Raw genomic sequence first — 23,546 nt, 5'->3', positions numbered from 1 at the left:
TGCCGGACGTGACCAACTCACATGCGGGCACCGCCGACACCGACGTCGCCCTCGCTGCCGTGCGGGCCGGGGCGGATGTCGTCCGGGCGATGTACGGGCGGCGGCTCGGCCGGATCGACAAGGGTGCCGGTGACTTCGCCACCGAGGCCGACGTCGCGGCCGAGAAGGCCATCCTCGACGTCATCCGCGCCGCCCGGCCCGGTGACGCGATCCTCGGGGAGGAGAGCGGACGGCAGGGAGCCGCCGAAGCCGAGCGCCAGTGGCTGGTGGACCCCCTGTGCGGCACGCACAACTACGCCTCCGGCACCATGCTGGTCGCCGTCAACGTGGCACTGCGCGACGGACCCGCGGCCGTGGCCGACCCCTTCAGCGGCGAGGTCTTCTTCACCGACGGGCGGACCGCCCACGTACGGCGACAGGACGGGGGTGAGGACACCCCGCTCACACCTACCCCCGACACCCGCCTGGTCGACGTCAACCTCGATCCGCCGTTCCCGAGCGCGCCCGCGATCCGGACCGTAGGCCTTGCCGCCCACCCCGACTTCGGCGCGCACTTCCGCCCCCGGGCCGGGTCCACGTCGCTCGCCCTCGCCTGGGTCGCCGCCGGCAGGCGCGCCGCGTACGTCACCGACGGCGGGAACCTCTCGGGCAGCGTGCACTTCGCGGCCGGCATCGCCCTGTGCCGCGCTGCCGGCTGTGTCGTCACCGGCATCGACGGCACCCCGCTCGGCCCCTCCGGACGCGGACTGGTGGCCGCCGCCGACGAGGAGACCCACGCTGCGCTGATGGCGATGCTGCGCGGCGAGAGTCATGCAGCCAGTGCGACCTCGCCGGCCCAGGAGCCGCCCTCGTGAACCTCCAATCCGTCCTGTCCGCCATGCCGAACAGGCGAGCCGCTCCCACTCCACGGGCGTAGCACCTCACGTACGTGAGAACCCCGCCCACCCCGCCAGCCCGAACCCGCTCCCCTCCCGCCGGATCTCGAACGCCCCCTGGCCCGGCAGATGGGCCGGGAACACCAGCGCGCCGTGGTCCGCCGCGTAGGCGAACATCCGTGCGCGGCTGGCACGGGCGCCCTCCTCGTCCTCCTCGAAGCAGCTGTTCAGATGCGGCTCGTGGATCTGGATCGCACCGTGCAGCAGGTCCCCGGCGAACACCGCACGCTCGCCCCCGGACTCCAGGTGGACGACCGCCGAACCCGGGGTGTGGCCGGGGGCGGGCTCGAGCCGGAGGTTGCCGTCGATGGCGTAGGAGCCCTCCCACGTCGTGACGAGCCCCGCGTCGATCACGGGCTGGACGCTGTCCTCGTACACGTTCTGATTGCCCCGCCCGAACCGCGTGCGGTGCAGGTTCCCGGGATGCCAGTACGTCACGTCGATCGCCGGCATCAGGTACGTCGCGTTGGGGAAGGTGGGCACCCATTCGCGGCCGTCGAGGTACGTGTTCCAGCCGACGTGGTCGTCGTGCAGGTGGGTGTTGACGACGAGGTCGACGTCCTCCGGGCGGACGCCGGCGGCGGCGAGATTGGCCAGGTAGCCGGTGTCCAGGTACGACCAGATCGGCTGCAGGGGACGGTACTTGCCGTTCCCCGCCCCGGTGTCGATCACGACGACCCGCCCCTCGCTGCGCAGCACCCACGACTGTGTGGCGACCCGGGTGAGGCCGGTACGGGCGTCCCAGTGGTCCGGGTCCAGCAGCGCGGCGTGCCGCTGCCACTCCTCCGGCTTGCTGCCGGGGAAGAAGACGTCGGTCGTCATCGGGGAGATGTCGGAGAACTCGATCACCCGGCTGATCTCGACGTCTCCGAGACGGAGAGTGGTGACCTGGGGTGATGCTGTGCGGGCGGCGGGCATGGGTCTCCCTCGTACGAGGCCGGGACAGGATGGGTGACCGCTTCCGCGGAGGGCGGGACGGCCGTACGACCGACTCTGCGGCCCCCCGCCTAGCGGAACCAGCCCCGCCCCTGCCTACCCCTGACAGGTGCAGGCTGCGGGACACCGCCCCCGCGCATACTGGGCGCATGGACCGCACATCACCGCTCGGCGCGTTCCTGAAGGCACGGCGGGCGCGGCTGACCCCCGACGACGTCGGCCTGCCCCTGTTCGGGGACCGGCGGCGCGTCCCCGGATTGCGGCGTGAGGAGGTCGCGCTGCTCGCGGGCGTCAGCGCCGGGTACTACACGCGGCTCGAACAAGGCCGGCAGGCCAACGCCTCACCGGAAGTCCTCGACGCGCTGGCACGGGCGCTGCACCTGTCCCCGGCCGAGCGGGACCACCTCTACGACCTGTCCTCGACGACCGGTCACCGCCCGGCCACATCCGGCGGCGACGAGACGGTGTCCGCCGACCTGAGCACATTGCTGACCACGATGGCCGCCCACGTGCCCGCCCTGGTCGTCGGCCGCCGTAACGACGTACTGGCCTGGAACCGCACCGGGCACGCCCTCCTCGCCGCGCACCTGGACTTCGCCGCGCCCGGCGACCCGGCCACCCGGCCCAACCTGTCCCGCCTGGTCTTCCTGGATGACCCCACCCGCGTGCTCTACCGCGACTGGCGGGCGAAGGCGCGTGCGGTGGTCGGCAACCTCCGCGTCCTGACCGCCCGCAACCCGGGCGACACCCGTCTCGCCGCGCTGATCGCGGAACTGACGGCTCGGAGCCAGGAGTTCAGGAGCATGTGGGACGCCCACACCGTCGCCCCCTGTGGCCGTGACGTGCACACCCTCGCCCACCCTGCCGCCGGTGAACTGACCGTCGTCCAGCAGACGTTCGACGTCCCGAAGGAACCCCACCAGTCCCTGGTCACCTTCACGGCGGAACCGGGCTCGCCGTCGGCGGCGGCCCTGGAGGCTCTCCAATCCCATGGACGAAGCGTGGACGCCCCCGTACCGTATGCCTCCACGCCCTGACACGGACGGAAGGAGGCGAGTGCCGTGCCGTTCACGCCTTTCCAGCGCTCCCTTCCCCACCGTCCCGGCGTGCGCGACGAGTTCTGACCGGGAGCGCTCCGAGCAGCAGGCGACCCTGCTGCATGCATCCTGGAGGACCCATGACCGATCTGGTCATCCGCACGCTCTCCGCGAGCGACGCCCACCTGTTCGACGCGCTCCCCGACCCGCTGGGCGCCCGCGAGGCCCACCGGCGTACCCGCTTCCGCCCCGACTGGAAACGTGTCGCCCTGCGCGACGGCGAGGTCGTGGCGCGCGGGGCGTGGTGGGGCGGGCCCGACGACCCGGAACCCGTCAACATCAACTGGTTCGACGTGGCCGAGGGCGAGGAGGAGGCAGGAGCCGAACTTCTGCGCTCCGCACCCCGGCAGGTCGAACTCGAGATCAACCTGCCCGGCGGCCGGCGCGACGACCCCGTCGTGCGCGCAGCCGCCGAGGCACGCTTCACCGCCGCACGCGCCGCCGGCTACGAACTCCTGGTGGAACGCCTCCTGTACCGCTGGACACCGGAGAGCGGCCTGCCCGAGCGCCCCGGACGCCTGAGCTTCCGCACCGAACCCGACGACACCGTCTTCTTCGACGCGCTGCGCCGCATCCACTCGGCGACCCTTGACGCCCACGCGCTCAAGGCGATCGAGGAGGGCGGCCTCGACCGGGCGGCCCAGGAGGAACTCGACTTCCTCCACTGGTGCCCGTCCCCACGCGAGTGGTGGCGGACCGCCCACACGCCGGACGGCGCCCTGGCCGGCATCCACATCCCGGCCCACAACCCCTCCGGCCCGACGATCGGCTTCATCGGAGTCGTCCCGGAACACCGCGGCCAGGGCTACGCCTTCGACCTGCTCGTGGAATGCACGCGCCATCTGGTCGAACAGGGCGCGGAGTTCGTCAGCGCGGCAACGGACCGGGGCAACGTCCCGATGGCCGCCTGCTTCGCCAAGGTCGGCTTCCCGGTCGTCGGTGAACGCATCAACTTCCACCCGACGACCGCCTAGGGGAACGACTCCGGGCGGCGCCCGCAGGGTGATGCGGGCGCCGCCCGGAGCGACGTCGTCGGCAAGGAAAGCGAAAGAACTCGTTTCAGGAAGGAGTTGAGAAGGAAGCCCTTTCATGGCCTTGCCGTGGACCACGCTAGCACTCAGTCCGGGATGAGGTCGCGAAGATTTCCGCGGGTGACGACGACGGAGTCCGGGTGCAGTCCCTCGGGACGTTCGAGACCGACGTACGTGACGGGCTCGTCCGGCACCGCCTTGCCGTCCCACAACTCCACGGCCGTGGCACCGGCCATCAGGCCCGTCAGGTACCGCACCGTCAGGTACTCGCGTTCCACGACGGCGCGCACCACCTTGGACACCGACACCTGGTTCTCCTCCACCCGGTTGGCCGAGGAGATGCCTCTCAGGTACAGGTGGAGCCACTTCGCGTGCCACCGGCCGTCGTCGTCCCGCCGGAACACCAGCGGCAGGGCCACCCGGCCCGTGCCGCGCAGGTCCGACTTCATGCGCACCGTGCGCGGCTCGAACGGCCGGCCCTTCTGCTCGCCGTCGCGCAGCATGAAACCGAAGAACGACTCCTCGACCTCGTCGAAGCCCTCGCCGGAGAAGATGTTGACCTGCGGAACGACGAAGGTGCTGCGTACCCGGCCCAGCGACAACTCGATGAATTCCGAGGCCCCGTCGGGCGCCTCGGTGACATCTCCCGAGTGCACGCCCGCGACGGTCCTGAGCGAGGTGTAGGACAGCCAGGAGTCGGTGCTGTAGTCGGTGCGCAGGAGCAGCGCCGAGAGGTCGTAGTCGGTCCGCTCCGCGGCCTCCTTCCAGTACACGAAGAAGCGCAGCCGCTCCCCGTCGATCGCCGAGACCGACCCGCGCGGCAGCACCCCGAGTCCTGCCGCGGCGGCCCTGCCGCTGAGCGGGAGCGCCACGTCGAGGACGTCGGGGTCGAGCAGCAGCCGGCCAGGGACGGGGAGCCTGCGGCGTATCTCGGCGTCGAGGGCGGCGACGAGACGGTCGCGGTCGGCCGCGGGTACCGGCGGCCGGGCGTCGGGAGCGACCCACCCCCGGCCCCGCCGGTTGACGAAGATCCGCGGCTCGCCGGTCTCCCTCTCCCGGTTCTGCAGGTGCTCACGGACCGACAGCACGACCCGGCCGGAGACCCGTGGAGCGACCCGCACCGCCGCGGCCACCACCGCGTCCCTCTCCTCCTGGCCGGAGGCGATACGCAGCAGGAGGTCCAGGGTGCGGAACAGCTTGCCGGGCGCGGACTCCAGCAGCCGTACCGCACCGCGTACGTCGTACGCGTCGAGCAGCCTCTCGAGCCGGCTTTCGAAGGACCGCGCCTCCTTCTCCCCTCGGGCCACGGCGAACACCTCGGCCGCGTGCGGCCAGCGAGGGTACTCGTGCGGATGGAGCCGCTCACCGAGCCGCTTGAAGGGCTCGCGGTGCGCGTGCACGTCGGCCAGCTTGCCGGGGTTCGCCGCGACCACGGCGTCGAGGCCCGCGAGCAGGGCACGGCGGACCGGCCGGGGCAGGGGACCGAACCGGGTCGGCTCCTGCAGCGTCACGTCGCCGCCCGACAGCGCGCAGGCGAGGCGCAGCACGTCGGTGACGGTGTCGAGCAGAAGGTCCGCGCCGGCCATGAGACGCGCCTCGTTGACGACGGCCCGGTTCTCCCGGACCGGGATCGACTCGGGCTGCGGTCCGAGCGCGCACCGCTGGGCGAGAGTCTTGAGGTCGTCCAGGTGCTCCTCGCCCAGCGGCGTCGCGCTGCCTGCCAACGCCAGGTAGAGGTCGGTGAGTTCGTCGTCCAGGTCCCGCCCCGGGTGCAGGACGGTCACCCGGTCGCCCGCCGAGGCGATCAGCTCCTCCTGCGCCGCGAGCAGCTGCTCGTAGGTGTGCTGGTAGCGGCCGTACGTGGGGAGGGTGAGCAGGTTCAGCACCCCGCGCGACAGCTGCGTCAGCACGCTCTCGCGCGACGCGTCGTCGTCGAGCGCCTTCGCCACGCAGCTGATCCAGAACTCCTCGGTGTCCGGTACGTTCGCCGGGAAGTCGATGAAGTACGCGTTGTGTCGGACGTGGTCGCCCACCATCTCGCTCACCGCGCGCAGGGTGCGCCGGGCCGTGTGCACGACCGCGGCCTCGGAAAGCCCGGACAGCCGCGCCAGCAGCTCCGCCGAGAGCTTGAAGCCCACGGACATCAGGGCGGCGTCGAACTGCCGTGCGGCGGCGGCGCCGTTCCCGGCGGAGCCTTCGGGGGAGGGGACGCGGTGGGTGTGCCGGATGACCAGTGATGCGAGACCGTGCGTCATCCGGCGATGGTCGCAGAGGTGTACGAACCGGCGCACCGGAGTTTTCGTACGCTCCCGGGGGCGTCACACGGACGCCGGCAGCGAAGTCCCCGTCTCCGCCGCCAGAGCGGCGAGCAGCCAGTCATGGGCGGTTCCGGGTGTCGGTTCCGGCCGTCGGCCCGGCTCGGTGACGACCTCGGCCACCAGCTCCCAGTACCGGTCGAGCCGCGGGTCCACCGCGAGCTGCCTGGCCAGTCCGCGACGGAACCGCTCGCCGTCCCGTACGGCGTAGGCGCTCGTGTACGCGTCGACGAAGCAGTCCAGCGCCTCACCGGGCCGCGGGTCCCGGCCTCGCCGCATCTGGACGCCCGCCAGCTCGTACGCCTCCGCGAGCCCCGCGTACAGCACGGCGGCACCCCGCGCGCCGACGGTCCGGTGCGCCTCCGGCTGGGGCTGCGCGGCGTCCGGACACGGGCCCCGCGTGAGGGCGTTGAGGCGGGCGAAGGCCAGGACCTGGGCGGGAGCGGGGTCCTCCGGCGGCCGGGGCACCGCGACGTCCAGAAACGCGTCGACGGAGCGGCGGGGCATCCGGGGCGGAAGCCAGCCGCGCCAGAACCGGACCAGCGGGGCCGTGCCGGGCGGGACGGGCAGGTCCCCGATCAGTCGAAGCCGGTCGGCTCGCTCGCCGGGAGTGGACTCCTGGACCAGACGGAGCGCCGCCTCCCTCCAGCGCAACGTCCTCTTCTCGTTCCCTAGTTCGCGCAGGCGCTGTGCGACCGCGCCTTCCAGTGCCTCCCCCGTGCCGTCGGCCGCGTCCTCCTCGTCGAGGACCCGCCGCACCTCCGGGACCGAGAGGCCGAGCGCGCGCAGGGAGCGGATCAGGCGGAGCCTGTCGAGCGCGTCGGAGCCGTACCGCCGGTGCCCGCCGGCGCTACGGGAGGTCTCCGGCAGCAGACCGCCGTCGGAGTAGAAGCGGACGGTCTTGACGGTGACGCCGGCCCGCGCGGCCAGCTCTCCGATGCCCCACAGCTCGTCGTACCTCGCGCGCACGCTTGAACCTCCCTCAGGGGGAGTTCCTACGGTACCGGCGACCGAGGGCCGGTGATCGGTGCCGGACCGTCGAATCTCGAAGGGAAGGGTCCATGACCGTATTCGTGTTGGTGCCGGGCATGTTCACCGGCGCGCATGTCTGGCAGGAGACAGTCGACCGCCTGACCGCGGCGGGCGCCGAGGCGCACGCGGTCCGTCCGAGCGGGATCGACGCTTCGCTCGGCCCGGCGCGCGAAGGCGTCGATCTGGAGGCCCACATCGCGGACGTGGTCGCGGTGATCGACTTCGTCGGCGGGACCGGCAGGAAGGTCGTGCTGGTCGGACACGACTACGGCATCCATCCGGCGCTGGGCGCGGCCGACCGCAGGGCCGGACGCGTCGACCGGATCGTGTACCTGGATGCGGTCATGCCGAGGAACGGCGTCCCCGCCGTGGCCGCGGTGCCCGACCGTTCGCTGCGCGACCGGACGGCCGCGACGGACGGCGAAGCGCTCCCGCCTCCGGCCACACCCGAGGACTGGCGCCGGTGGGGCAGTACCGAGGGCGTGCCCGGTCCGGCGCTGGACCGGCTCACGGCCATGGCCGCGCCGCAGCCGTCAGGGACCCTGCTCCAGCCGCTCCGGCTGACCGGCGCGGTGGACTCGGTGCCCGTCACCGGCGTGCTGTGCACCGGGAACGGGGCGAGCATCGAGATGGTCCGGATGATGGCGGACCGGGGCGACCCGGCGCTGCGGGCACTGGCCGATTCCCCGGCCACCTTCTTCGAACTGCCCACCGGCCACTGGCCGATGCTCTCCCTGCCAGACGAACTGGCGGACGTCCTGCTGCGGGCCGCGGCCGGTGAGGGACACCGTCTGGTGCCCGCCGACGCGTCGGAACCGCCCGCGCACCTGCGTCCCTTCCTGCTGGACGTTCCCGAAGCCCCGCGGGAGCGGCACGGGAATGTCGACCTGTACCTGCCCGAGGCCGAAGAGCCGCGCCCCGGGGTGCTGTTCGTGCACGGCGGCCCGGTCCCCGCCGAGGCCCGCCCCACACCGCGGGACTGGCCGACCCTGAGGGGCTACGCACACTGCGCCGCGGCGGGCGGCGCGGTGGCCGCCGTCGTCGACCACGGTCTCCACACCCTGGGCGACTACGAGCGGGCGGCCGCCGACGTCGCCGCCGCGATGGAGCGGGTGCGGGCCGACCCCCGCGTGGACGCGGACCGGACCGCGCTGTGGTTCTTCTCGGGCGGCGGCCCGATCGCGGCCCGCTGGCTGGACGCGCCCCCGCCCTGGCTGCGCTGCCTGGCGGCCACCTACCCGGTGTTCGGACCGATGCCCGGCTGGGGACTGACCGACAGCCGCTTCGACCCGGCGCGCGCGGTGGCGAACGCCGGAGCTCTGCCCGTCGTCCTCACCCGCGTCGGACTGGAGACGCCCGCGATCGCCGCCACCGTCGAGGAGTTCCTCGCCTCGGCGAAGGAGTGCGGGGCGGACGTGGAAGTGGTCGAGGTGCCGCACGGTCATCATGCCTTCGAGACCGTCGACCCCACGGACGAGTCCCGCGACGCGGTGCGCCGTGCCGTGCGGGCGGTACTGGACCGTCTGCGGCGGCCCGGCAGGCGGTAGGGCCCACGGGGCGACACGGCGCACCGGGGTGTGGGCGCGGGCCCCGCGGGGGAGGATGCGCAGCGGGTACGACTCGTACCGCCCGGAGGGCTCAAGACCTCGCGACCGGAGAGGGACACCTGTGCACGATCTCGCGGACTCCGTCGAATCGATGGAACAGCTCGCGGCCGTCTGGCGGACCATGGTGCTCGACCGCGATCCCGACGCGGACGTCCGTGACCTGCCCGGGATCGCCGTCCGCTGGGCCGACTGCCGGTTCGCCTTCTGGAACTGCGTCACCCTGACCGACGTCGGTGCGGGCGCCGACCTCCTCCAGCGGCGTCTGGAGGAAGCGGCGGAGATCATGCGCGCGAAGAGCCGCCCGGGATTCCTGTGGGTCTTCGAGGACCTCCTCGACGACGAGGCGCGCGCCGCGCTCGACACCGCCGCCGAGCAGGCCGGCCTCGCCTACGCCTTCCCCGGCACGGGCATGGCCGGTGACCTGCCGCCGCTCCCCGCACCGCACCACCCCGACCTGAGGTTCCGGCGCGTGACCACCGAGGAGCACCTGCGGGCCTACGCGGACATCAACTCCCGCGCCTACGGCTTCCCGCTCGAGGACGGCCGCGACGGACTCGCCGGCTCCACGCTGTGGAAGGACGGCGTCCACGCCTACCTGGGCGTACGCGACGGCACCCCCGTGGCCTGCGCCGCGACCGTGGAGGCGCGGGGCCGCGTGTTCGTCCTGCTCGTCGCCACCGATCCGCAGTGGCAGCGCCGGGGCTACGGCGAGGCGGTGACGCGCAAGGCCCTGCACGAGGGCATCCGCGCCACGGGAGCGACCCGCGCCACCCTGCACGCGACCGCCGCGGGCGCCCCCGTGTACCCCCGCATCGGCTTCGTCCCGAACTCCCCGATGCGCTTCTTCACCCCGGCGTCGTGATCCGGCGGACCGGCGGTGGGCGCCGGTGCGACGGCCGCTGGTACGCCCGCTCGGTCCGCTGACGTCGTGACCTGCGCGTGCACATCTTCCTGGACGGGGCGCCTACTGCCGGTACCCGCTCAGGAACCGTCCGATCCGGCCGATCGCCGCCTCCAGGTCCTCCGCGTGGGGGAGCGTGAGGATGCGGAAGTGGTCGGGGGAGGGCCAGTTGAAGCCGGTGCCCTGGACCACCTGGATCTTCTCCCGGAGCAGCAGGTCCAGGACGAACTTCTCGTCGTCGTGGATCCTGTGCACCTTCGGGTCGAGACGGGGGAACGCGTACAGCGCGCCCTTCGGCTTCACGCAGCTCACGCCCGGGATCTCGTTCAGCTTCTCCCAGGCCACGTCCCGCTGCTCGCGCAGCCTGCCGCCCGGGGCGGTGAGGTCCCGGATGGACTGCCGGCCGCCCAGCGCGGCCTGGATGGCATACTGCGCGGGCGCGTTGGCGCACAGCCGCATCGACGCCAGCATGGTCAGACCCTCGAGGTAGTCCTTCGCGTGCTGCTTCGGGCCGGTCACCACCAGCCAGCCCGAGCGGAACCCCGCCACGCGGTACGTCTTCGACAGGCCGCAGAAGGTCAGCACGACCAGGTCGGGGGCGAGCGCGGCGGCCGAGTGGTGCACGGCGTCGTCGTACAGGATCTGGTCGTAGATCTCGTCCGCGAAGACCATCAGGCCGTGCCGGCGGGCCAGATCGAGGATGCCCTCGACGACCTCCTTCGGATACACCGCGCCCGTCGGGTTGTTGGGGTTGATGACGACGACGGCCTTGGTGCGGTCGGTGATCTTCGCGGCCATGTCGTCGAGGTCCGGGTACCAGTCGGACCGCTCGTCGCACAGGTAGTGCACCGCCTTGCCGCCCGCCAGGTTGGTCACCGCGGTCCACAGGGGGAAGTCCGGTGCGGGGATGAGGACTTCGTCGCCGTCCTCCAGCAGCGCCTGCACCGCCATCGACACCAGCTCGGAGACGCCGTTGCCGAGGAACACGTCGTCGACGTCGACCTCCAGGCCGAGCGTCTGGTAGCGCTGGGCCACCGCGCGGCGGGCGGAGAGGATGCCGCGCGAGTCCGTGTAGCCGTGCGCCTGGGGGAGCATCCGGATCATGTCCTGGAGGATCTCCTCGGGCGCCTCGAAGCCGAACAGGGCCGGGTTGCCGGTGTTCAGGCGCAGCACGCTGTGCCCCGCCTCCTCCAGCGCGTTGGCGTGCTCGATCACCGGCCCGCGGATCTCGTAGCAGACCTCGCTGAGCTTGCTCGACTGCCGGAACTCCATGCGCCCCTCCGGTTTCTGGTGTTACTTGGTTTTACCAAGTGGCTGCTTGGAAAGTCCAACGACATGTCTAGACTGCGGGGCATGCCACCTCGCCGAAGCTACGACCAGTACTGTTCCGCCGCCCGCGCGCTCGACGTCGTCGGCGACCGCTGGACCCTGCTGATCGTCCGGGAACTGCTGGCCGGGCCGCGCCGCTACACCGACCTGCACGCGGACCTGCCGGGCGTCAGCACGGACGTACTGGCCTCACGGCTGAGGGACATGGAACGCGACGGCCTGGCCACCCGCCGCCGCCTTCCGCCTCCCGGCGCGGCCTACGTCTACGAACTCACCGCGCGAGGGGGCGAGCTGCTGCCCGTCCTCCAGGCCCTCGGGGCGTGGGGCCAGGCGGAACTGGGCGATCGTCGGCCGACCGACGCGGTCCGCGCCCACTGGTTCGCCCTGCCGCTGCTGCGGGCGCTGGAGGGGGAGGGGCTCGTCGAAGTACGCCTGGACGAGGGCTGCTTCCACGTCCACGCGGGCGCGGCCGGCAGCCCCGTCTACGGCGACGGCCCCGCCCCCGCCGACCCGGACGCCGTCCTCACCCTCGACACGCCCACGTGCATCGCCCTCGGCCGAGGCGACCTGTCCCTCCCGGAGGCGATCCGGGACGGCCGCGTCGAGGTGACGGGCGACAGCCCGCTGGCCAAGCAGCTCAGGGAGTCGTGAGGGGGCAGGCCCCCCGGCCCTCACATCTCTTCACCCGCGTGTGCGCCGTCAGCGCCTTCGGTGTCTTCACCGCCGGTGAACTGCGCCGGGCCGGCGTCACGTCCGGATCGGTGGACGCGGCCACATGAGCGGGCGCACCGCAACTTCGACAGGGCCCGTCGACGGGGCTACCTTCGCCTGGTCCCGGGCGAGTCCACGCTCAGGTGCACCCCTCGAAGCCCCTGCCAAGGGAGACGCATGCCCCGCCTCGCGCTCTACACCTTCGGTGTCCTCAAGTCCCCCCTCTCCGACCCCGCCCCCTCGACCCGCGAGTTCTACGCCCTCGGTGAGGCCGTCTACCGCACGATCAGCGTGCACCCCGGCCACCTCGCCCGGGCCGAACCGGCGGGCGGTGAGCAGGGCGTCCTTTTCGGGGCGGACTGGGGTGCGTGGGGCGAGTTCGCCGTGCCGTCGTGGTACGCCAAGGGCCGTACCCCCGACACCACCGCCCTGGCGGCCACCCTCTCCCTGTGGACCGGCCTCCGCTCCGCCCGCGACGCCGTCTACACCGGTCTCCACCGCGACGCGCTGACCAGGCGCCAGGACTGGTTCGAGAGGTCACGGCACCCGAGTCACGTGATCTGGTGGGTCCCCGAGGACGCGATCCCCACCTGGCAGGAGGGCGTGGACAAACTGGAGGGCCTCCATCACCACGGGGTCGCACCCCAGCGCTTCACGTTCTCGCGGCCGTACACCCCGGAGGGCGCCCCGGCCCGTGCGTGAGGCTCTCAACAGCCGGAAGGCCCGCACAAGGCGGGCCTTCCGGTCGGCTGCGAGCGAGATCCCTACACCCCCGGCGGGACATGCCGAGGCCGCCCCGGCCCCCGCGTCAGGCGGTAGCCGAAGACGCCCGCCAGGGCCGCCAGCGCTCCGCCGACCGCCGTCCAGATCCAGCGGTCGGACCACCAGCCCGACGTCCAGCCGTCCTCCGGCTCGAGGCCGGCCAGCACGGCGGAGGAGGAGTCGTCCGACTCTTCCTCCGGACGGGAGGCGACACCCGGTACCAACGGCTCCGACAGTGAGCCGTCCACCGCTGCCGCGCCGCCCATCTCCTTCGACTCGACGCGCAGTTCGGCGTCGACCGGCTGACCCAGGTCGTCCGCCGACAGTTCCAGCGCCGTCAGGCGCACGTAGTACGTGCCGGGCAGCGGATCGTTGGCCCAGGGCTCCGACCAGGCGCGGACCGTGCGCAGGACGCACGCCAGTTCCACGCCGGTCGTGCCCGGTCCGGCGGTGCGGGTCTGCGCGCCGTACTGGCAGGCCTGGCGGCGGCGCAGACCGTCGTACACGTCGACCTGCCACGTCTCGGAGGCGTGGCTCTCCGGCAGCTTCACCGTCGCGCGGACCGTGGGCCGCTGTCCCGCGTCCGCGGGGAACGACCAGTACAGGTAGTCGCCCGTGGAGGCACGCGCCGTGGCGGTCTGCCCCTGCTCGACCTCCGTAGCGGTGCGGAAGGACGTCCCCGCGCGGGTGGGACCCCCGCTGCCGGCGGAGGCCTCCGGCGACGGGGTGGAGTCGGCCGCGGCGGGTGCGGCGGCCAGGCCCAGCGTCAGCAGGGCGGCACTCAGTACTCGTACGGCGCGCATCAGTTGGTCCTCCAGACGGCGACCCGCCAGCGGGACAGCCAGCCCCAGACGAGACCGGCGACGAAGCCGGTCACGACCAGTGCGCCGAGCAGCCACCAGCCCCGGCCGAGACCGAAGGAGGCGACGTCGGACGCGTCGTCGGGGCCGTCGACGACGTCGACCGTCAGCTCCAGCGGCAGACCGGGCGTGGTCTTCACGCCGGCGTCCGCCGAGAAGGAGGTGGTCACGCCGAGGCACACCGTCTCCGCCGCGGGCTTGTCGCTGTCGTCGTCACGCTCCGGCTCGGGGTGGCGCAGGCCCGTGGACACCACGTCCGTACGGCCGTTGCCCGTGGCCTCGCCGCGCACGATCTCCCGGCCGTGCACGGTCACCGCGCGCATCAGCACGCCGTGATCGGGGCGCACGGCGCGGTCCGCGGCGACGCTCACCGAGGCGCGCAGCTCCTGCCCGGCGAGCAGCTCCACGCGGTACCAGCGCTGCTGGCCGAACTCCTCGCGGTCGGTGTAGAGACCGGACGTGAGCACGGGCGCCTTCTCGCACGAGCCGGCGCCCTCGGTGGCGACCGGGGTCACCACCGGCTCGGCCGCCCGGTCGACCAGCTCGTTGACACGGTCGGTGAGTTCGTCCTGGTGCTCGACGGAGGTGTAGGTGCCGCCGGTCGCCTCGGCGATGCAGCTGAGCTGCCGGCTCAGCTTGGCGTTCGGCACCAGGCCCAGCGTGTCGATGGTCAGGCCGATGCCCTTGGCCGCGATCTCGCGGGCCACCTCGCACGGGTCGAGCGGGGCGCAGGTGTCCTCGCCGTCGCTGATCAGCACGATCCGCTTCGAGCCGTCGCCGCCGTCGAGGTCGTCGGCCGCCTTCAGCAGCGCCGGGCCGATCGGGGTCCAGCCGGTCGGGACGAGGGTCGCCACCGCCGTCTTCGCCTCGGTGCGGTCCAGCGGGCCGACCGGGTAGAGCTGCGCGGTGTCCTTGCAGCCCTCCTTGCGGTCGTCGCCGGCGTAGTCCGCGCCGAGGGTGCGGATGCCGAGCTGCACCTCCTCCGGCGTCGCGTCCAGCACCTCGTTGAACGCCTGCTTCGCCGCCGCCATCCGGGACTGGCCGTCGATGTCCTTGGCGCGCATCGAGCCGCTCACGTCGAGGACGAGGTCGACCTTGGGCGCGTCCTGGCCCGTGGGTTCACCGGCGGCCGCCCCGGCCGGGAAGGCGATCCCGGCCGTCAGGGCGGCGAGCAGGGCTATGGCGCCTGCCACCGGCCGTGTTCTTCTGATCATCGGCGGATCCTATTGATCAGGAGCGCCGCATTCCAAAACGGTCCGTCACCCTACCCCGTGGCTCAGGGGATTGGGCAGGTCCGTCCACCGGTCGCCCCCGGTGCCCGGCGACAGCCGCATCAGCGTCAGCGCCTTCGCCGGCAGCGGTCCGTCGCACAGCGCCGAGAGGTCGTCCGTACGCGGCAGATCCGGTGCGGCCCTCTCCAGCGCCGCCCGCAGCGCCGCACCGGACCCCGCCGTCCCGGCCAGCGCGCCCGCCACGAGTGAGCCGAACAGCTTGCGGCGCAGGGCCAGGGCGTCGTCCGTGACCATGCGGCCGGGCACGTCCGGCACCGGGATGCCGTGCCGTGCCAGGCGGGCCGGCGAGACGCGCAGATCGGCGAGGTCCCGGTAGACCAGCCGTATCGGCTCCCCGTCCGGCGACAGCACCACGAGCAGGTTCTGTCCGTGTGCCTCCAGCGCCACGCCGATGTCCAGCAGCCGCAGCCCGACGGTGAGCGCCAGCCGGGCGAGACGGGCCAGCCGGGCGGGCGAGCGGGGCAGGTCCGTGCCGGCCAGCGCCGCCACCGGCACCACCCGCTCCCCAGGGCCCGCGTACTTCTCCGGCGACTCCCGCAGCAGCGCCGCCAGATCGGGCGAACCGGCCGCCACCGCGCCCAGCGTGCGGGTGATCCGCAGCAGCCCGTCCGTGCGTTCCGCCACCGCCTGCCCGAAGTCCGTCAGGATTGCCGACGCGGCCACCGACCCCAGGGAGATGTCCCGCACCGAGGACGTCAGCCGGGCGCTCAGCGCCGTCTTCACGTGCGGACCGTCCGGCAGCGCGAGGGTGCGCAACGCCATCAGCGGATGCGCCGCGAGCGCCCCCTCGCCCGTCCCCGGACCAGCCCCCGCCCGCTTCAGCACATGCGCCGCCTGCCACGGATGCACCGGCACCAGCACCCGTTCCCCGTCCCGCAGCCACTCCGGCCACACCCCCGACACCAGACACTCCCCGGCCGGCACCGGAATCAGCCCCAGCTCCACCACCGGCCGGTGCTCGGGGCCGTACGCGAGCTGTTCGAGCACCGAGAAGCCGGGACGGGAGCGGCAGTTCGGGTGGAAGGGGTGTCCGTCGACCACCCGCTGCTCCCACTCCCAGTCCCGCACCGGCGTCGCCTCCCCAGGGCTCCCGAAGCCCCGCTGCCCGGCCCGCGACAGGGCCAGCGAGGCCGTGCTGTGCCCCAGTTCGGAGGCGAACGAGCCCGAGTGCGGCACCGCGAGGTCGGTCATCAACCGCGCCGGATCGTCGTACTCCGCACCTTCCAGCCGTACGGCGGTCACCCGGTCGTCCGTCGCGTACGGGTCCGAGGCCGGACCCTCCAGCCGCCGCCCGTCCGCCAGCCGCAGCACCACCCCCGACCGGGTGTCCTGCCGTCCGGCGAGCCACGGCAGCGGGTCGTGCGTCAGCCCCCGCCACAACCGGGTCAGCACCGCCGCCCGCGCCCCGGGCAGCGCCCCTGCGTACGCCGGCAGCAGAGCGGGCCTTACGACGGCCAACTCCTCGGCGACCTCGGCCTCGGCGGTGGAGGGACGCGGCACGGGCACACTCCTCGGATCGACGGAAAGGTGGGACGTACGGGGGGACGATGCCAGACATACTGATCGTCTCCGCCGGACAGACGTAGGGAACCAGAACGCGTGGACCTCATGCCCCCGCCCGCAGACGACGACGCGGCGAACCGCGACGGCCTGGCCGGACGCGCCGACGCCCACGCGGCCGTGCCGCTGCTGAACTGCCTGCTGCGCGAAGTGGCCGAACCCCTGCCCGCGCCCGGCCGCCCGGACGGCCCGCGCACCTACCGCCTGCCCCACACGCGCCGGCTGCTGCGGGTGCGCGGCGCCCGCCGCCCCACCGCGCCCGAGGTGCGCACCGCCGGGTCCTGGCGCCGCCTCACCCACACGGAACTGGTCAAACTCGTCGCCGATGAGCTGCGCGGGCACACCGGCCGGTCCAACCACGAACTGCCCGCCGAGATGCTCGACAGCCGCGACGCCGTCGCCGCGCTGCTCGCCGCCCGCGACCGCGCCGACCCGCCCGGCGACCTCTACCTGCGCTCCGAGCAGTCCCTGCTCACCGGGCACACCCACCACCCCGCCCCCAAGGCCCGCGGCGGCGGCCCCGCGGCCGCCTGGCTGCCGTACGCGCCCGAGGCGTACGCCCGCTTCCCGCTGACCCTGCTGGGCGTGCGCGAGGACACCCTGGTGGACGAGGGCGACACCGCGGCCCTGGACCGTCTCGGCGCCGCCCCGCCCGGCTACCGGCTGCTGCCCGCCCACCCCTGGCAGCTCGACCTCGCGGCCGACGACCTCGCCCCCGCGTTCGCCGACGGCCGACTGCTCCGGCTCGGCGGGACGCCCTGGCCGGTGTGGCCCACGGCCGCCGTCCGCACCGTCTACGCCCCCGCCGAGGACCTGTTCCTCAAGTTCAGCCTCGACGTGCGCATCACCAACGACATCCGCCGGCTGTGGCGGCACGACCTGGCGCGCCTGCGCGCCACCGACACCGCCGTACGGGACGCCTTCGAGGGCAGCCCGGCGGGCGGTGCCTGGCTGAGCGACCGGGGGCACCGCACCGCGGACTTCGCCGTGGAGCAGTTGGCGGTCGTGGTCCGCGACGGGTTCGACGGCCACCTGGCCCCCGGTGCCACTCCCTGCCTGGCCGCCGCCCTGGTGGAGGGCTTCGACGGCGACCCGCTCGCGGCCACCGACCGTCCCGCCGCCTGGTGGGAGGCGTACCTGGCCCAGGTGGTGCCCCCGGCCCTCGCCGCCTTCCACCGGCACGGCGTCGTCCTGGAGGCGCATCTGCAGAACACGCTGGTCGCCCTCGACGCCGCCGGCATGCCGGTGCAGGCCCTCTACCGCGACGCCGAGGGCGTGAAGCTGCTGGCGTCCCCGCACCGCCCCGACGGCCCGGCCACGGTGACGCGGGAGGCGGGCTGGGAGCGCCTGGTGTACTGCCTGGTCGTCAACCACCTCATGGAGATCGCCGGCGCCCTCGCCGGCCACCACCCCGGCCTCGACCCCTGGCCCGCGCTCCGCCGCGAACTGGCCCGGCACGACCTCCCCGAGATCCCCGCCCTGCTCACCGCGCCCACCCTGCCCGCCAAGACCAACCTCCTCCTGCGCTGGACCGCCGCCGACGGCGCCGCCGCCCGCTACCGGCCGCTGCCCAACCCTCTGTCGGGCCACTGAGCGCGCCCCGCTTGGAACGCGAGGAGAGGCGACGGCCGTCCGGATGCCCCAGACTCGGGAGAAGGGCCGCAAGGAAGGCCCCGGGGGGACCGCCGCCCGACCGTGCCCGGAGGAGGCCGGCCCGTGCATGACGTGCCGTTCTGGCTGTGGATCGTGTTCGTCGCCATCGTCGTCGCGTCCCTCGCGATCGACCTGTTCGCACACCGCTCGGCCCATGTCATCGAGTTCCGCGAGGCGGCGGCCTGGAGCGCCGGGTGGATCGGCCTGGCCGTCCTCTTCGGCGGCGTGGTCTTCCTCGTCGTCGGCACCGACGCGGGCGTCGAGTACACCACCGCGTGGCTGCTGGAGAAGAGCCTGTCCGTCGACAACCTCTTCGTCTTCGCACTGATCTTCAGCTACTTCCAGGTGCCACGCGCCTACCAGCACCGCGTGCTGTTCCTCGGCGTCCTGGGCGCCCTGGTCTTCCGCGGCCTGTTCCTCGCGGCCGGCGTGGCCGTGGTCAGCCGCTTCACCGCCGTGCTGTTCGTCTTCGCGGCCATCCTCTTCTGGAGCACGTACAAGATCCTCAAGGGGGAGGACGAGAGCTTCGACCCCGGCAAGAGCGTCGCGGTCAGGTTGCTGCGCAAGGTGATCCCCGTCCAGGACGAGTACGCGGGCCCGCACTTCTTCGTCAAGGAGGCGGGCAAGCGGGTGGCGACCCCGCTGCTCGCGGTCGTCGCCGCGATCGAGGCCGCCGACCTCGTCTTCGCCGTCGACAGCGTGCCCGCGGTCCTCGCCGTCAGCAGCGACGTGTTCATCGTCTACACCAGCAACGCCTTCGCCATCCTCGGCCTGCGCGCCCTGTACTTCATGCTGGCCGGACTGCTGGACCGCTTCCACTACCTGAGCGTCGGCCTCGCGCTGATCCTCGGCTTCATCGGCGTCAAGCTCGTCCTCCAGGCCACCCACGAGACCGTCAGCACCGCCGTCCCCGAGATCCCGTCCCTGGTCAGCCTGGCGGTCATCGTCGTCGTCCTGGCCGTGTCGATCACGGTGAGCGTGCTGCGGCCACCGGCCGAGGAGGACAAAACCGTGTAAAGCGGGCGTAAAGTGGAAGCATGAGCAGCGACCGCAAACGCGACGGGACCCGGCCCACCGAGCTGCTGTGCGCCTCGTGCGGCCGGCCGGTGGAGACCGTCGTCACCCGGCACAAGACCATGGGCGTCAACGTCCCCCACTGGCGGGCGGGCCCCTGCCACAACCCCGACTGCGTCGACTACGTCCCCGAGATGGTCCCGGCGGACACCCTCCGTCACCAGGAGCGGGGGGAACGGCGGACGGAGGAACGCCGCAAGGAGGCAGGTCCCTCCGCCTGACCGTCCCCGCCGCCGCCCCTCCGCGCGCGGTTAGGATTCCTGTCCGACGTCGTACGAGGATGGGGTGGCCCGAAACATGCTGAAGCAGGTCACCGCCACCCGTTACGTCGAGCCCCTGCACTCCGGCGGCTCCGTGCCGGGCGTCGTCGAGGCGGACGACCTGGGCACGTACGTCGTCAAGTTCACCGGCTCCGCGCAGGGACGCAAGGCGCTGGTCGCCGAGGTGATCGTCGGCGAACTGGCGCGGGCGCTCGGACTGCGCTTCCCGGAGCTGGTGCTGGTGCACTTCGACCCGGCGATCGCCGACGCCGAACCGCACCAGGAGGTGCGCGACCTGCACGCCTCCAGCGCCGGGGTCAACCTCGGCATGGACCACCTGCCGGGAGCGCGCGACTTCACCCCCGAGGCGGCCGAGACGTTCACCGTCGATCCGCTGGAGGCCGGGCGGATCGTGTGGCTCGACGCGCTCACCGCGAACGTCGACCGCACCGTGCACAGCTCCAACCTGCTGCTGTGGCCGACCCTCGGCGTCGTCCCGCCCCGGCTGTGGCTGATCGACCACGGCGCCGCGCTCGTCTTCCACCACCGCTGGGACGCCGGCGACCCGACGAAGGCGTACGACTTCCGCCACCACGCCCTCGGCCGGTACGGACCCGACGTGCGCGCCGCGGACGCGGAGCTGGCGCCCCGGGTGACGGAGGAACTGCTGCGGTCGATCGTGGACCAGGTGCCCGACGCCTGGCTGGACGGTGAGCCGGGGTTCGGCTCGCCCGAGGCGGTCCGCGCGGCGTACGTGGACCACCTGCACGCGCGAGCACGGGCGTCCGGCGTATGGCTGCCCCTCGACTTCCCCACGGCCGACCAGATCGCCGCGGAGAACGCCCTCCGCGCGGCGCGGACGCAACGCGGCCGGCCGGACTGGCTCAAGCAGGTGCCGGACCTGCACGGCCGGCCGGCGGTGGAACAGGACGGGACGGTGCACCTGCGGTGACGGCCGACGCACGGCGCGTGGAGATCGAGTACTGCACCCGGTGCCGTTGGCTGCCCCGGGCGGCCTGGCTGGCGCAGGAGCTGCTGACCACCTTCGAGCAAGAACTGACCGAGCTGGCGCTCAAGCCCGGGACCGGCGGGGTGTTCGTGGTCCGGGTCGGGGACGAGGTCGTCTGGGACCGGCGGGAGCAGGGCTTCCCGGAGCCGACGGCGGTGAAGCAGGCCGTACGCGACCGAGTGGCCCCGGGGAAACCCCTGGGCCACTCGGAGAGGTGAACCGCCCGAACGGCCGCTTCAGCCCTTGAGCTGCTCGTACGCCGGAAGCGTGAGGAAGTCCGCGTAGTCCTCGTCGAGGGCGACCTTCAGCAGCAGGTCGTGGGCCTGCTGCCAGTTGCCCGCAGCGAACGCCTCCTCGCCGGTCTCCGCGCGGATGTTCGCCAGTTCCTCGGCGGCGACCTTGCGGGCCAGCTCGGCGGTGACCCGCTCGCCGTTGTCGAGCACCACGCCCGCGTTGATCCACTGCCAGATCTGGGAGCGGGAGATCTCCGCGGTGGCCGCGTCCTCCATCAGGTTGAAGATGGCCACCGCGCCCAGGCCGCGCAGCCACGCCTCGATGTAACGGATGCCGACCTGCACGGCGTTGACCAGACCCGCGTACGTGGGGCTGGCGTCCAGCGAGTCGATCGCGATCAGGTCCTCGGCCTTGACGTCGACGTCCTCGCGCAGCCTGTCCTTCTGGTTCGGCCTGTCGCCGAGCACCCGGTCGAAGGACTCCATCGCGATCGGCACCAGGTCCGGGTGGGCGACCCAGGAGCCGTCGAAGCCGTCGTTCGCCTCGCGGTCCTTGTCCGCCTTCACCTTCTCGAAGGCGACCTTGTTGACCTCCTCGTCCCGCCGGGACGGGATGAACGCCGCCATGCCGCCGATCGCGTGCGCGCCGCGCTTGTGGCAGGTGCGGACGAGGAGTTCGGTGTACGCCCGCATGAACGGGGCGGTCATCGTCACCGCGTTGCGGTCCGGCAGCACGAACTTCGGCCCGCCGTCACGGAAGTTCTTGACGATGGAGAACAGGTAGTCCCAGCGGCCCGCGTTCAGCCCGGAGGCGTGGTCGCGCAGCTCGTAGAGGATCTCCTCCATCTCGTACGCGGCCGTGATCGTCTCGATCAGGACGGTGGCGCGGACGGTGCCCTGGGGGATGCCCAGATGATCCTGCGCGAACACGAACACGTCGTTCCACAGCCGCGCCTCGAGGTGCGACTCCGTCTTCGGCAGGTAGAAGTACGGACCCTTGCCGAGGTCGAGCAGCCGCTGGGCGTTGTGGAAGAAGTACAGGCCGAAGTCGACCAGCGCGCCGGGCACCGGGGTGCCGTCGGCGTCGGTGAGGTGGCGTTCGTCCAGGTGCCAGCCGCGCGGGCGCATGACGACCGTCGCCAGCTCCTCGTCCGGCCGCAGGGCGTACGTCTTGCCGGTGCGCTCGTCGGTGAAGTCGATGCTGCGGGTGTACGCGTCGATCAGGTTGAGCTGACCCGTGACCACGTTCTCCCAGGTGGGCGCGGACGCGTCCTCGAAGTCGGCCAGCCACACCCTCGCACCGGAGTTGAGCGCGTTGATGGTCATCTTCCGGTCGGTCGGGCCGGTGATCTCGACACGGCGGTCCTCCAGGGCCGGCGGGGCCGGGGCGACCTTCCAGGAGTCGTCGGCGCGGATTGCGGCCGTCTCCGGGAGGAAGTCGAGGGTGGAGGTGCGGGCGATCTCGGCGCGGCGCTCCGCGCGCCGCGCGAGCAGCTCGTCACGCCGGGGCGTGAACCGGCGGTGCAGCTCCGCCAGGAAGGCGAGGGCCGTCTCGGAGAGGACCTCCTCCTGCCGCGGCAGGGGCTCGGCGTCGACGATGGCCAGCGGGGACGGCGCTGGTGCGGACATCAGCTGTCACTTCCTTCGGCGTGCGGGGGGCACCGGGTGCCGGGCGACCCGGGTACGGCGGGAGAGGCCTCTGCGCCGGGCAGGGGGCTTCTGATCAGTGGATAGTAGTTTCCTCATGGTGGAAGTTCAATGTTTTGTTGATGCCGGGACTCCTCATTCAAGGTGCGCCAGATCCGCCTCCGTGTCGACGTCGTACGCCTCCGCGACGTCGCCGCACTCGACCAGTTCCACAGCCTCCGCGTGCTCCTCGAGATACGCGCGGGCCCCCCGGTCGCCGGTGGCGGCCGCGGCGATTCCCGCCCAGTGTCCGGAGCCGAACAGCACCGGATGCCCGCGTACACCGTCGTACGCCGCCGATACCAGCGAGCGGGGTGACCCGTACGCGCGCCGCACGCGGGCCACCGCCCGAGGGCCGATCCCCGGCTGGTCCACCAGCAGCACCAGCGCGGCCCGCACGCCCGTACCGGCGAGCGCGTCCAGGCCGGCCCGCAGGGACGTGCCCATGCCGTGCTCCCAGTCCGGGTTGTCCACGAGCACGCAGTCCGGCAGGGCGGCGCGGGTGCGCACCTCCTCGGCGCGCGCCCCCAGCACCACGTGCACGCTCGCGCAGCCGCCCGCGCGCAGCACCTCCGCCGCGTGCTCCACGAGGAGCCGTCCTCGGTGGGGGAGCAGGGCCTTGGGACGCCCGCCCAGCCGGCGTCCGCCGCCCGCCGCCAGCAACAGGCCGGCCACCCGGTTCTCGTCGTCCGTCATGCGTCCTGCATACCCCACCCGAAGCCGCCCGTCCGGATGCCCGGCGGAAAGATGCCCCGGGGCGCGATGTCACGCTCCGGAACAAGTCGATGACGCAGCGGACTGGCGCAAAGGCCCCGGGGTGGCGTTTACTGGCGCGCACCGGTCCGCGGGGGCGCGTGGGTCCGGCCAGGGGAGGCGCACGACGACCTGCCAGGGGGAGGACTGTGTTGCGAGGCGTGGACCAGAGGTGTGTGCCCGGCAGTCAGGTGGATCCGCGTGTGGCGGAGCTGCGCTCCGCCGTGGCCCGGTTACGCCGCCAACTGGCCGCACACCGTGCAGAGTTCCGGGACCGGAGCATCGCGGAGGAGGCGCTCGCCACGCTGGCCGGACTGGCCGCCGCCGACCGTCCCGACATCCCGATGCTGCGCCGCTCCCTGCTGCTCGTCGCCGGAGCCATCGGCTCGGTGAGCGCGCTGGGGGACGGGCTGCGGCAACTCCGCGATGCGGTGGACCTGTTCGGGACGTCACCCCGCTCGTGACGTACGGGTGTTCGGGGTGTAGGCCTGACGCGTGATCCGTGCGGCG

Annotated in this window: 22 protein-coding genes; 13 read left to right on the top strand and 9 right to left on the bottom strand. The window is 72.9% G+C overall.

Annotated features, from left to right (window positions below):
* Positions 1-8 precede the first annotated feature (8 nt).
* Positions 9-854: an inositol monophosphatase family protein gene (locus ELQ39_RS05560; protein WP_242591210.1), complete on the top strand. Its 846-nt coding sequence runs from the start codon at positions 9-11 to the stop codon at positions 852-854.
* Positions 855-920: 66 nt separating this feature from the next.
* Here the strand turns inward: ELQ39_RS05560 and ELQ39_RS05555 are convergent, their stop codons facing one another.
* The gene (locus ELQ39_RS05555; RefSeq protein ID WP_242591209.1) at positions 921-1,853 is read right to left on the bottom strand and encodes an MBL fold metallo-hydrolase; all 933 of its coding nucleotides are present in this window, start codon (positions 1,851-1,853) and stop codon (positions 921-923) included.
* Between the two features lie 167 nt (positions 1,854-2,020).
* On the opposite strand from ELQ39_RS05555, the gene ELQ39_RS05550 reads away from it, so the two are divergent.
* A complete protein-coding gene (locus ELQ39_RS05550) occupies positions 2,021-2,908 on the top strand; it encodes a helix-turn-helix transcriptional regulator (RefSeq protein WP_242591208.1) in 888 nt (295 codons plus the stop codon).
* 140 nt (positions 2,909-3,048) lie between these two features.
* Positions 3,049-3,942 (top strand): GNAT family N-acetyltransferase, encoded by an 894-nt coding sequence (locus ELQ39_RS05545; protein WP_242591207.1) that lies wholly within the window; start codon positions 3,049-3,051, stop codon positions 3,940-3,942.
* 143 nt (positions 3,943-4,085) lie between these two features.
* On the opposite strand, the gene ELQ39_RS05540 is transcribed toward ELQ39_RS05545, so the two are convergent.
* Positions 4,086-6,254 carry a hypothetical protein gene (locus ELQ39_RS05540; RefSeq protein WP_242591206.1) on the bottom strand — a complete coding sequence of 723 codons (2,169 nt, stop codon included), beginning with the start codon at positions 6,252-6,254 and terminating at the stop codon, positions 4,086-4,088.
* Between the two features lie 63 nt (positions 6,255-6,317).
* The gene (locus tag ELQ39_RS05535; protein ID WP_242591205.1) at positions 6,318-7,283 is read right to left on the bottom strand and encodes a MerR family transcriptional regulator; all 966 of its coding nucleotides are present in this window, start codon (positions 7,281-7,283) and stop codon (positions 6,318-6,320) included.
* Positions 7,284-7,375: 92 nt separating this feature from the next.
* Between ELQ39_RS05535 and ELQ39_RS05530 the strand changes: the two genes are divergently transcribed.
* Together ELQ39_RS05530 and ELQ39_RS05525 are read left to right on the top strand one after the other, a co-directional pair.
* Positions 7,376-8,893: an alpha/beta fold hydrolase gene (locus ELQ39_RS05530; protein ID WP_242591204.1), complete on the top strand. Its 1,518-nt coding sequence runs from the start codon at positions 7,376-7,378 to the stop codon at positions 8,891-8,893.
* Positions 8,894-9,014: 121 nt separating this feature from the next.
* Positions 9,015-9,815, top strand: a complete 801-nt coding sequence (locus ELQ39_RS05525) for a GNAT family N-acetyltransferase (RefSeq protein ID WP_242591203.1) — start codon at positions 9,015-9,017, stop codon at positions 9,813-9,815.
* Between the two features lie 102 nt (positions 9,816-9,917).
* Here ELQ39_RS05525 and ELQ39_RS05520 read toward each other — a convergent pair whose 3' ends face one another.
* Positions 9,918-11,126: a pyridoxal phosphate-dependent aminotransferase gene (locus ELQ39_RS05520; protein WP_190001431.1), complete on the bottom strand. Its 1,209-nt coding sequence runs from the start codon at positions 11,124-11,126 to the stop codon at positions 9,918-9,920.
* A gap of 81 nt (positions 11,127-11,207) precedes the next feature.
* On the opposite strand from ELQ39_RS05520, the gene ELQ39_RS05515 reads away from it, so the two are divergent.
* Together ELQ39_RS05515 and ELQ39_RS05510 are read left to right on the top strand one after the other, a co-directional pair.
* Positions 11,208-11,834: a winged helix-turn-helix transcriptional regulator gene (locus ELQ39_RS05515; RefSeq protein ID WP_190001432.1), complete on the top strand. Its 627-nt coding sequence runs from the start codon at positions 11,208-11,210 to the stop codon at positions 11,832-11,834.
* 237 nt (positions 11,835-12,071) lie between these two features.
* Entirely contained in the window at positions 12,072-12,596 is a 525-nt protein-coding gene (locus ELQ39_RS05510) for a DUF3291 domain-containing protein (protein ID WP_242591202.1), read from the top strand.
* Between the two features lie 62 nt (positions 12,597-12,658).
* Here ELQ39_RS05510 and ELQ39_RS05505 read toward each other — a convergent pair whose 3' ends face one another.
* From ELQ39_RS05505 to ELQ39_RS05495, 3 genes are read right to left on the bottom strand one after another with little or no spacing between them, the layout of a single operon-like run.
* On the bottom strand, positions 12,659-13,459 hold the full coding sequence (locus ELQ39_RS05505) for a hypothetical protein (protein ID WP_225628488.1): 801 nt from the start codon (positions 13,457-13,459) through the stop codon (positions 12,659-12,661).
* Positions 13,459-14,730, bottom strand: a complete 1,272-nt coding sequence (locus ELQ39_RS05500; protein WP_242591201.1) for a VWA domain-containing protein — start codon at positions 14,728-14,730, stop codon at positions 13,459-13,461. Before ELQ39_RS05500 ends, ELQ39_RS05505 begins: the two co-directional genes overlap by 1 nt.
* Before the next feature lie 45 nt (positions 14,731-14,775).
* The gene (locus tag ELQ39_RS05495) at positions 14,776-16,308 is read right to left on the bottom strand and encodes an IucA/IucC family siderophore biosynthesis protein (RefSeq protein ID WP_242591200.1); all 1,533 of its coding nucleotides are present in this window, start codon (positions 16,306-16,308) and stop codon (positions 14,776-14,778) included.
* A gap of 108 nt (positions 16,309-16,416) precedes the next feature.
* Here ELQ39_RS05495 and ELQ39_RS05490 point away from each other — a divergent pair, with 108 nt between their 5' ends.
* The 5 genes from ELQ39_RS05490 to ELQ39_RS05470 all read left to right on the top strand — a co-directional run bounded on the left by ELQ39_RS05490 (position 16,417) and on the right by ELQ39_RS05470 (position 20,582).
* Positions 16,417-17,961 (top strand): IucA/IucC family protein, encoded by a 1,545-nt coding sequence (locus ELQ39_RS05490; RefSeq protein WP_242595547.1) that lies wholly within the window; start codon positions 16,417-16,419, stop codon positions 17,959-17,961.
* Between the two features lie 123 nt (positions 17,962-18,084).
* Positions 18,085-19,038: a TerC family protein gene (locus tag ELQ39_RS05485; protein ID WP_242591199.1), complete on the top strand. Its 954-nt coding sequence runs from the start codon at positions 18,085-18,087 to the stop codon at positions 19,036-19,038.
* A gap of 20 nt (positions 19,039-19,058) precedes the next feature.
* Entirely contained in the window at positions 19,059-19,316 is a 258-nt protein-coding gene (locus ELQ39_RS05480; protein WP_242591198.1) for a hypothetical protein, read from the top strand.
* A gap of 76 nt (positions 19,317-19,392) precedes the next feature.
* Entirely contained in the window at positions 19,393-20,307 is a 915-nt protein-coding gene (locus tag ELQ39_RS05475) for a HipA family kinase (RefSeq protein WP_242591197.1), read from the top strand.
* Entirely contained in the window at positions 20,304-20,582 is a 279-nt protein-coding gene (locus ELQ39_RS05470; protein ID WP_189904140.1) for a SelT/SelW/SelH family protein, read from the top strand. The genes ELQ39_RS05475 and ELQ39_RS05470 overlap by 4 nt, the downstream gene beginning before the upstream one ends.
* 18 nt (positions 20,583-20,600) lie before the next feature.
* Here the strand turns inward: ELQ39_RS05470 and aceB are convergent, their stop codons facing one another.
* Complete coding sequence (gene aceB, locus ELQ39_RS05465; protein WP_242591196.1) at positions 20,601-22,226, bottom strand: malate synthase A; 1,626 nt, start codon at positions 22,224-22,226, stop codon at positions 20,601-20,603.
* A gap of 153 nt (positions 22,227-22,379) precedes the next feature.
* Positions 22,380-22,979 carry a nucleotidyltransferase family protein gene (locus tag ELQ39_RS05460; protein ID WP_242591195.1) on the bottom strand — a complete coding sequence of 200 codons (600 nt, stop codon included), beginning with the start codon at positions 22,977-22,979 and terminating at the stop codon, positions 22,380-22,382.
* A gap of 206 nt (positions 22,980-23,185) precedes the next feature.
* On the opposite strand from ELQ39_RS05460, the gene ELQ39_RS05455 reads away from it, so the two are divergent.
* Positions 23,186-23,500 (top strand): DUF5955 family protein, encoded by a 315-nt coding sequence (locus tag ELQ39_RS05455; RefSeq protein WP_225628483.1) that lies wholly within the window; start codon positions 23,186-23,188, stop codon positions 23,498-23,500.
* Positions 23,501-23,546: the final 46 nt, after the last annotated feature.

The organism is Streptomyces sp. GB4-14, assembly GCF_022696125.1.
GTDB classification, from domain to species: Bacteria; Actinomycetota; Actinomycetes; order Streptomycetales; family Streptomycetaceae; genus Streptomyces; species Streptomyces werraensis.
Note: the sequence above shows the minus strand (reverse complement) of the source record. Positions and strands in the feature narration are given on the sequence as shown.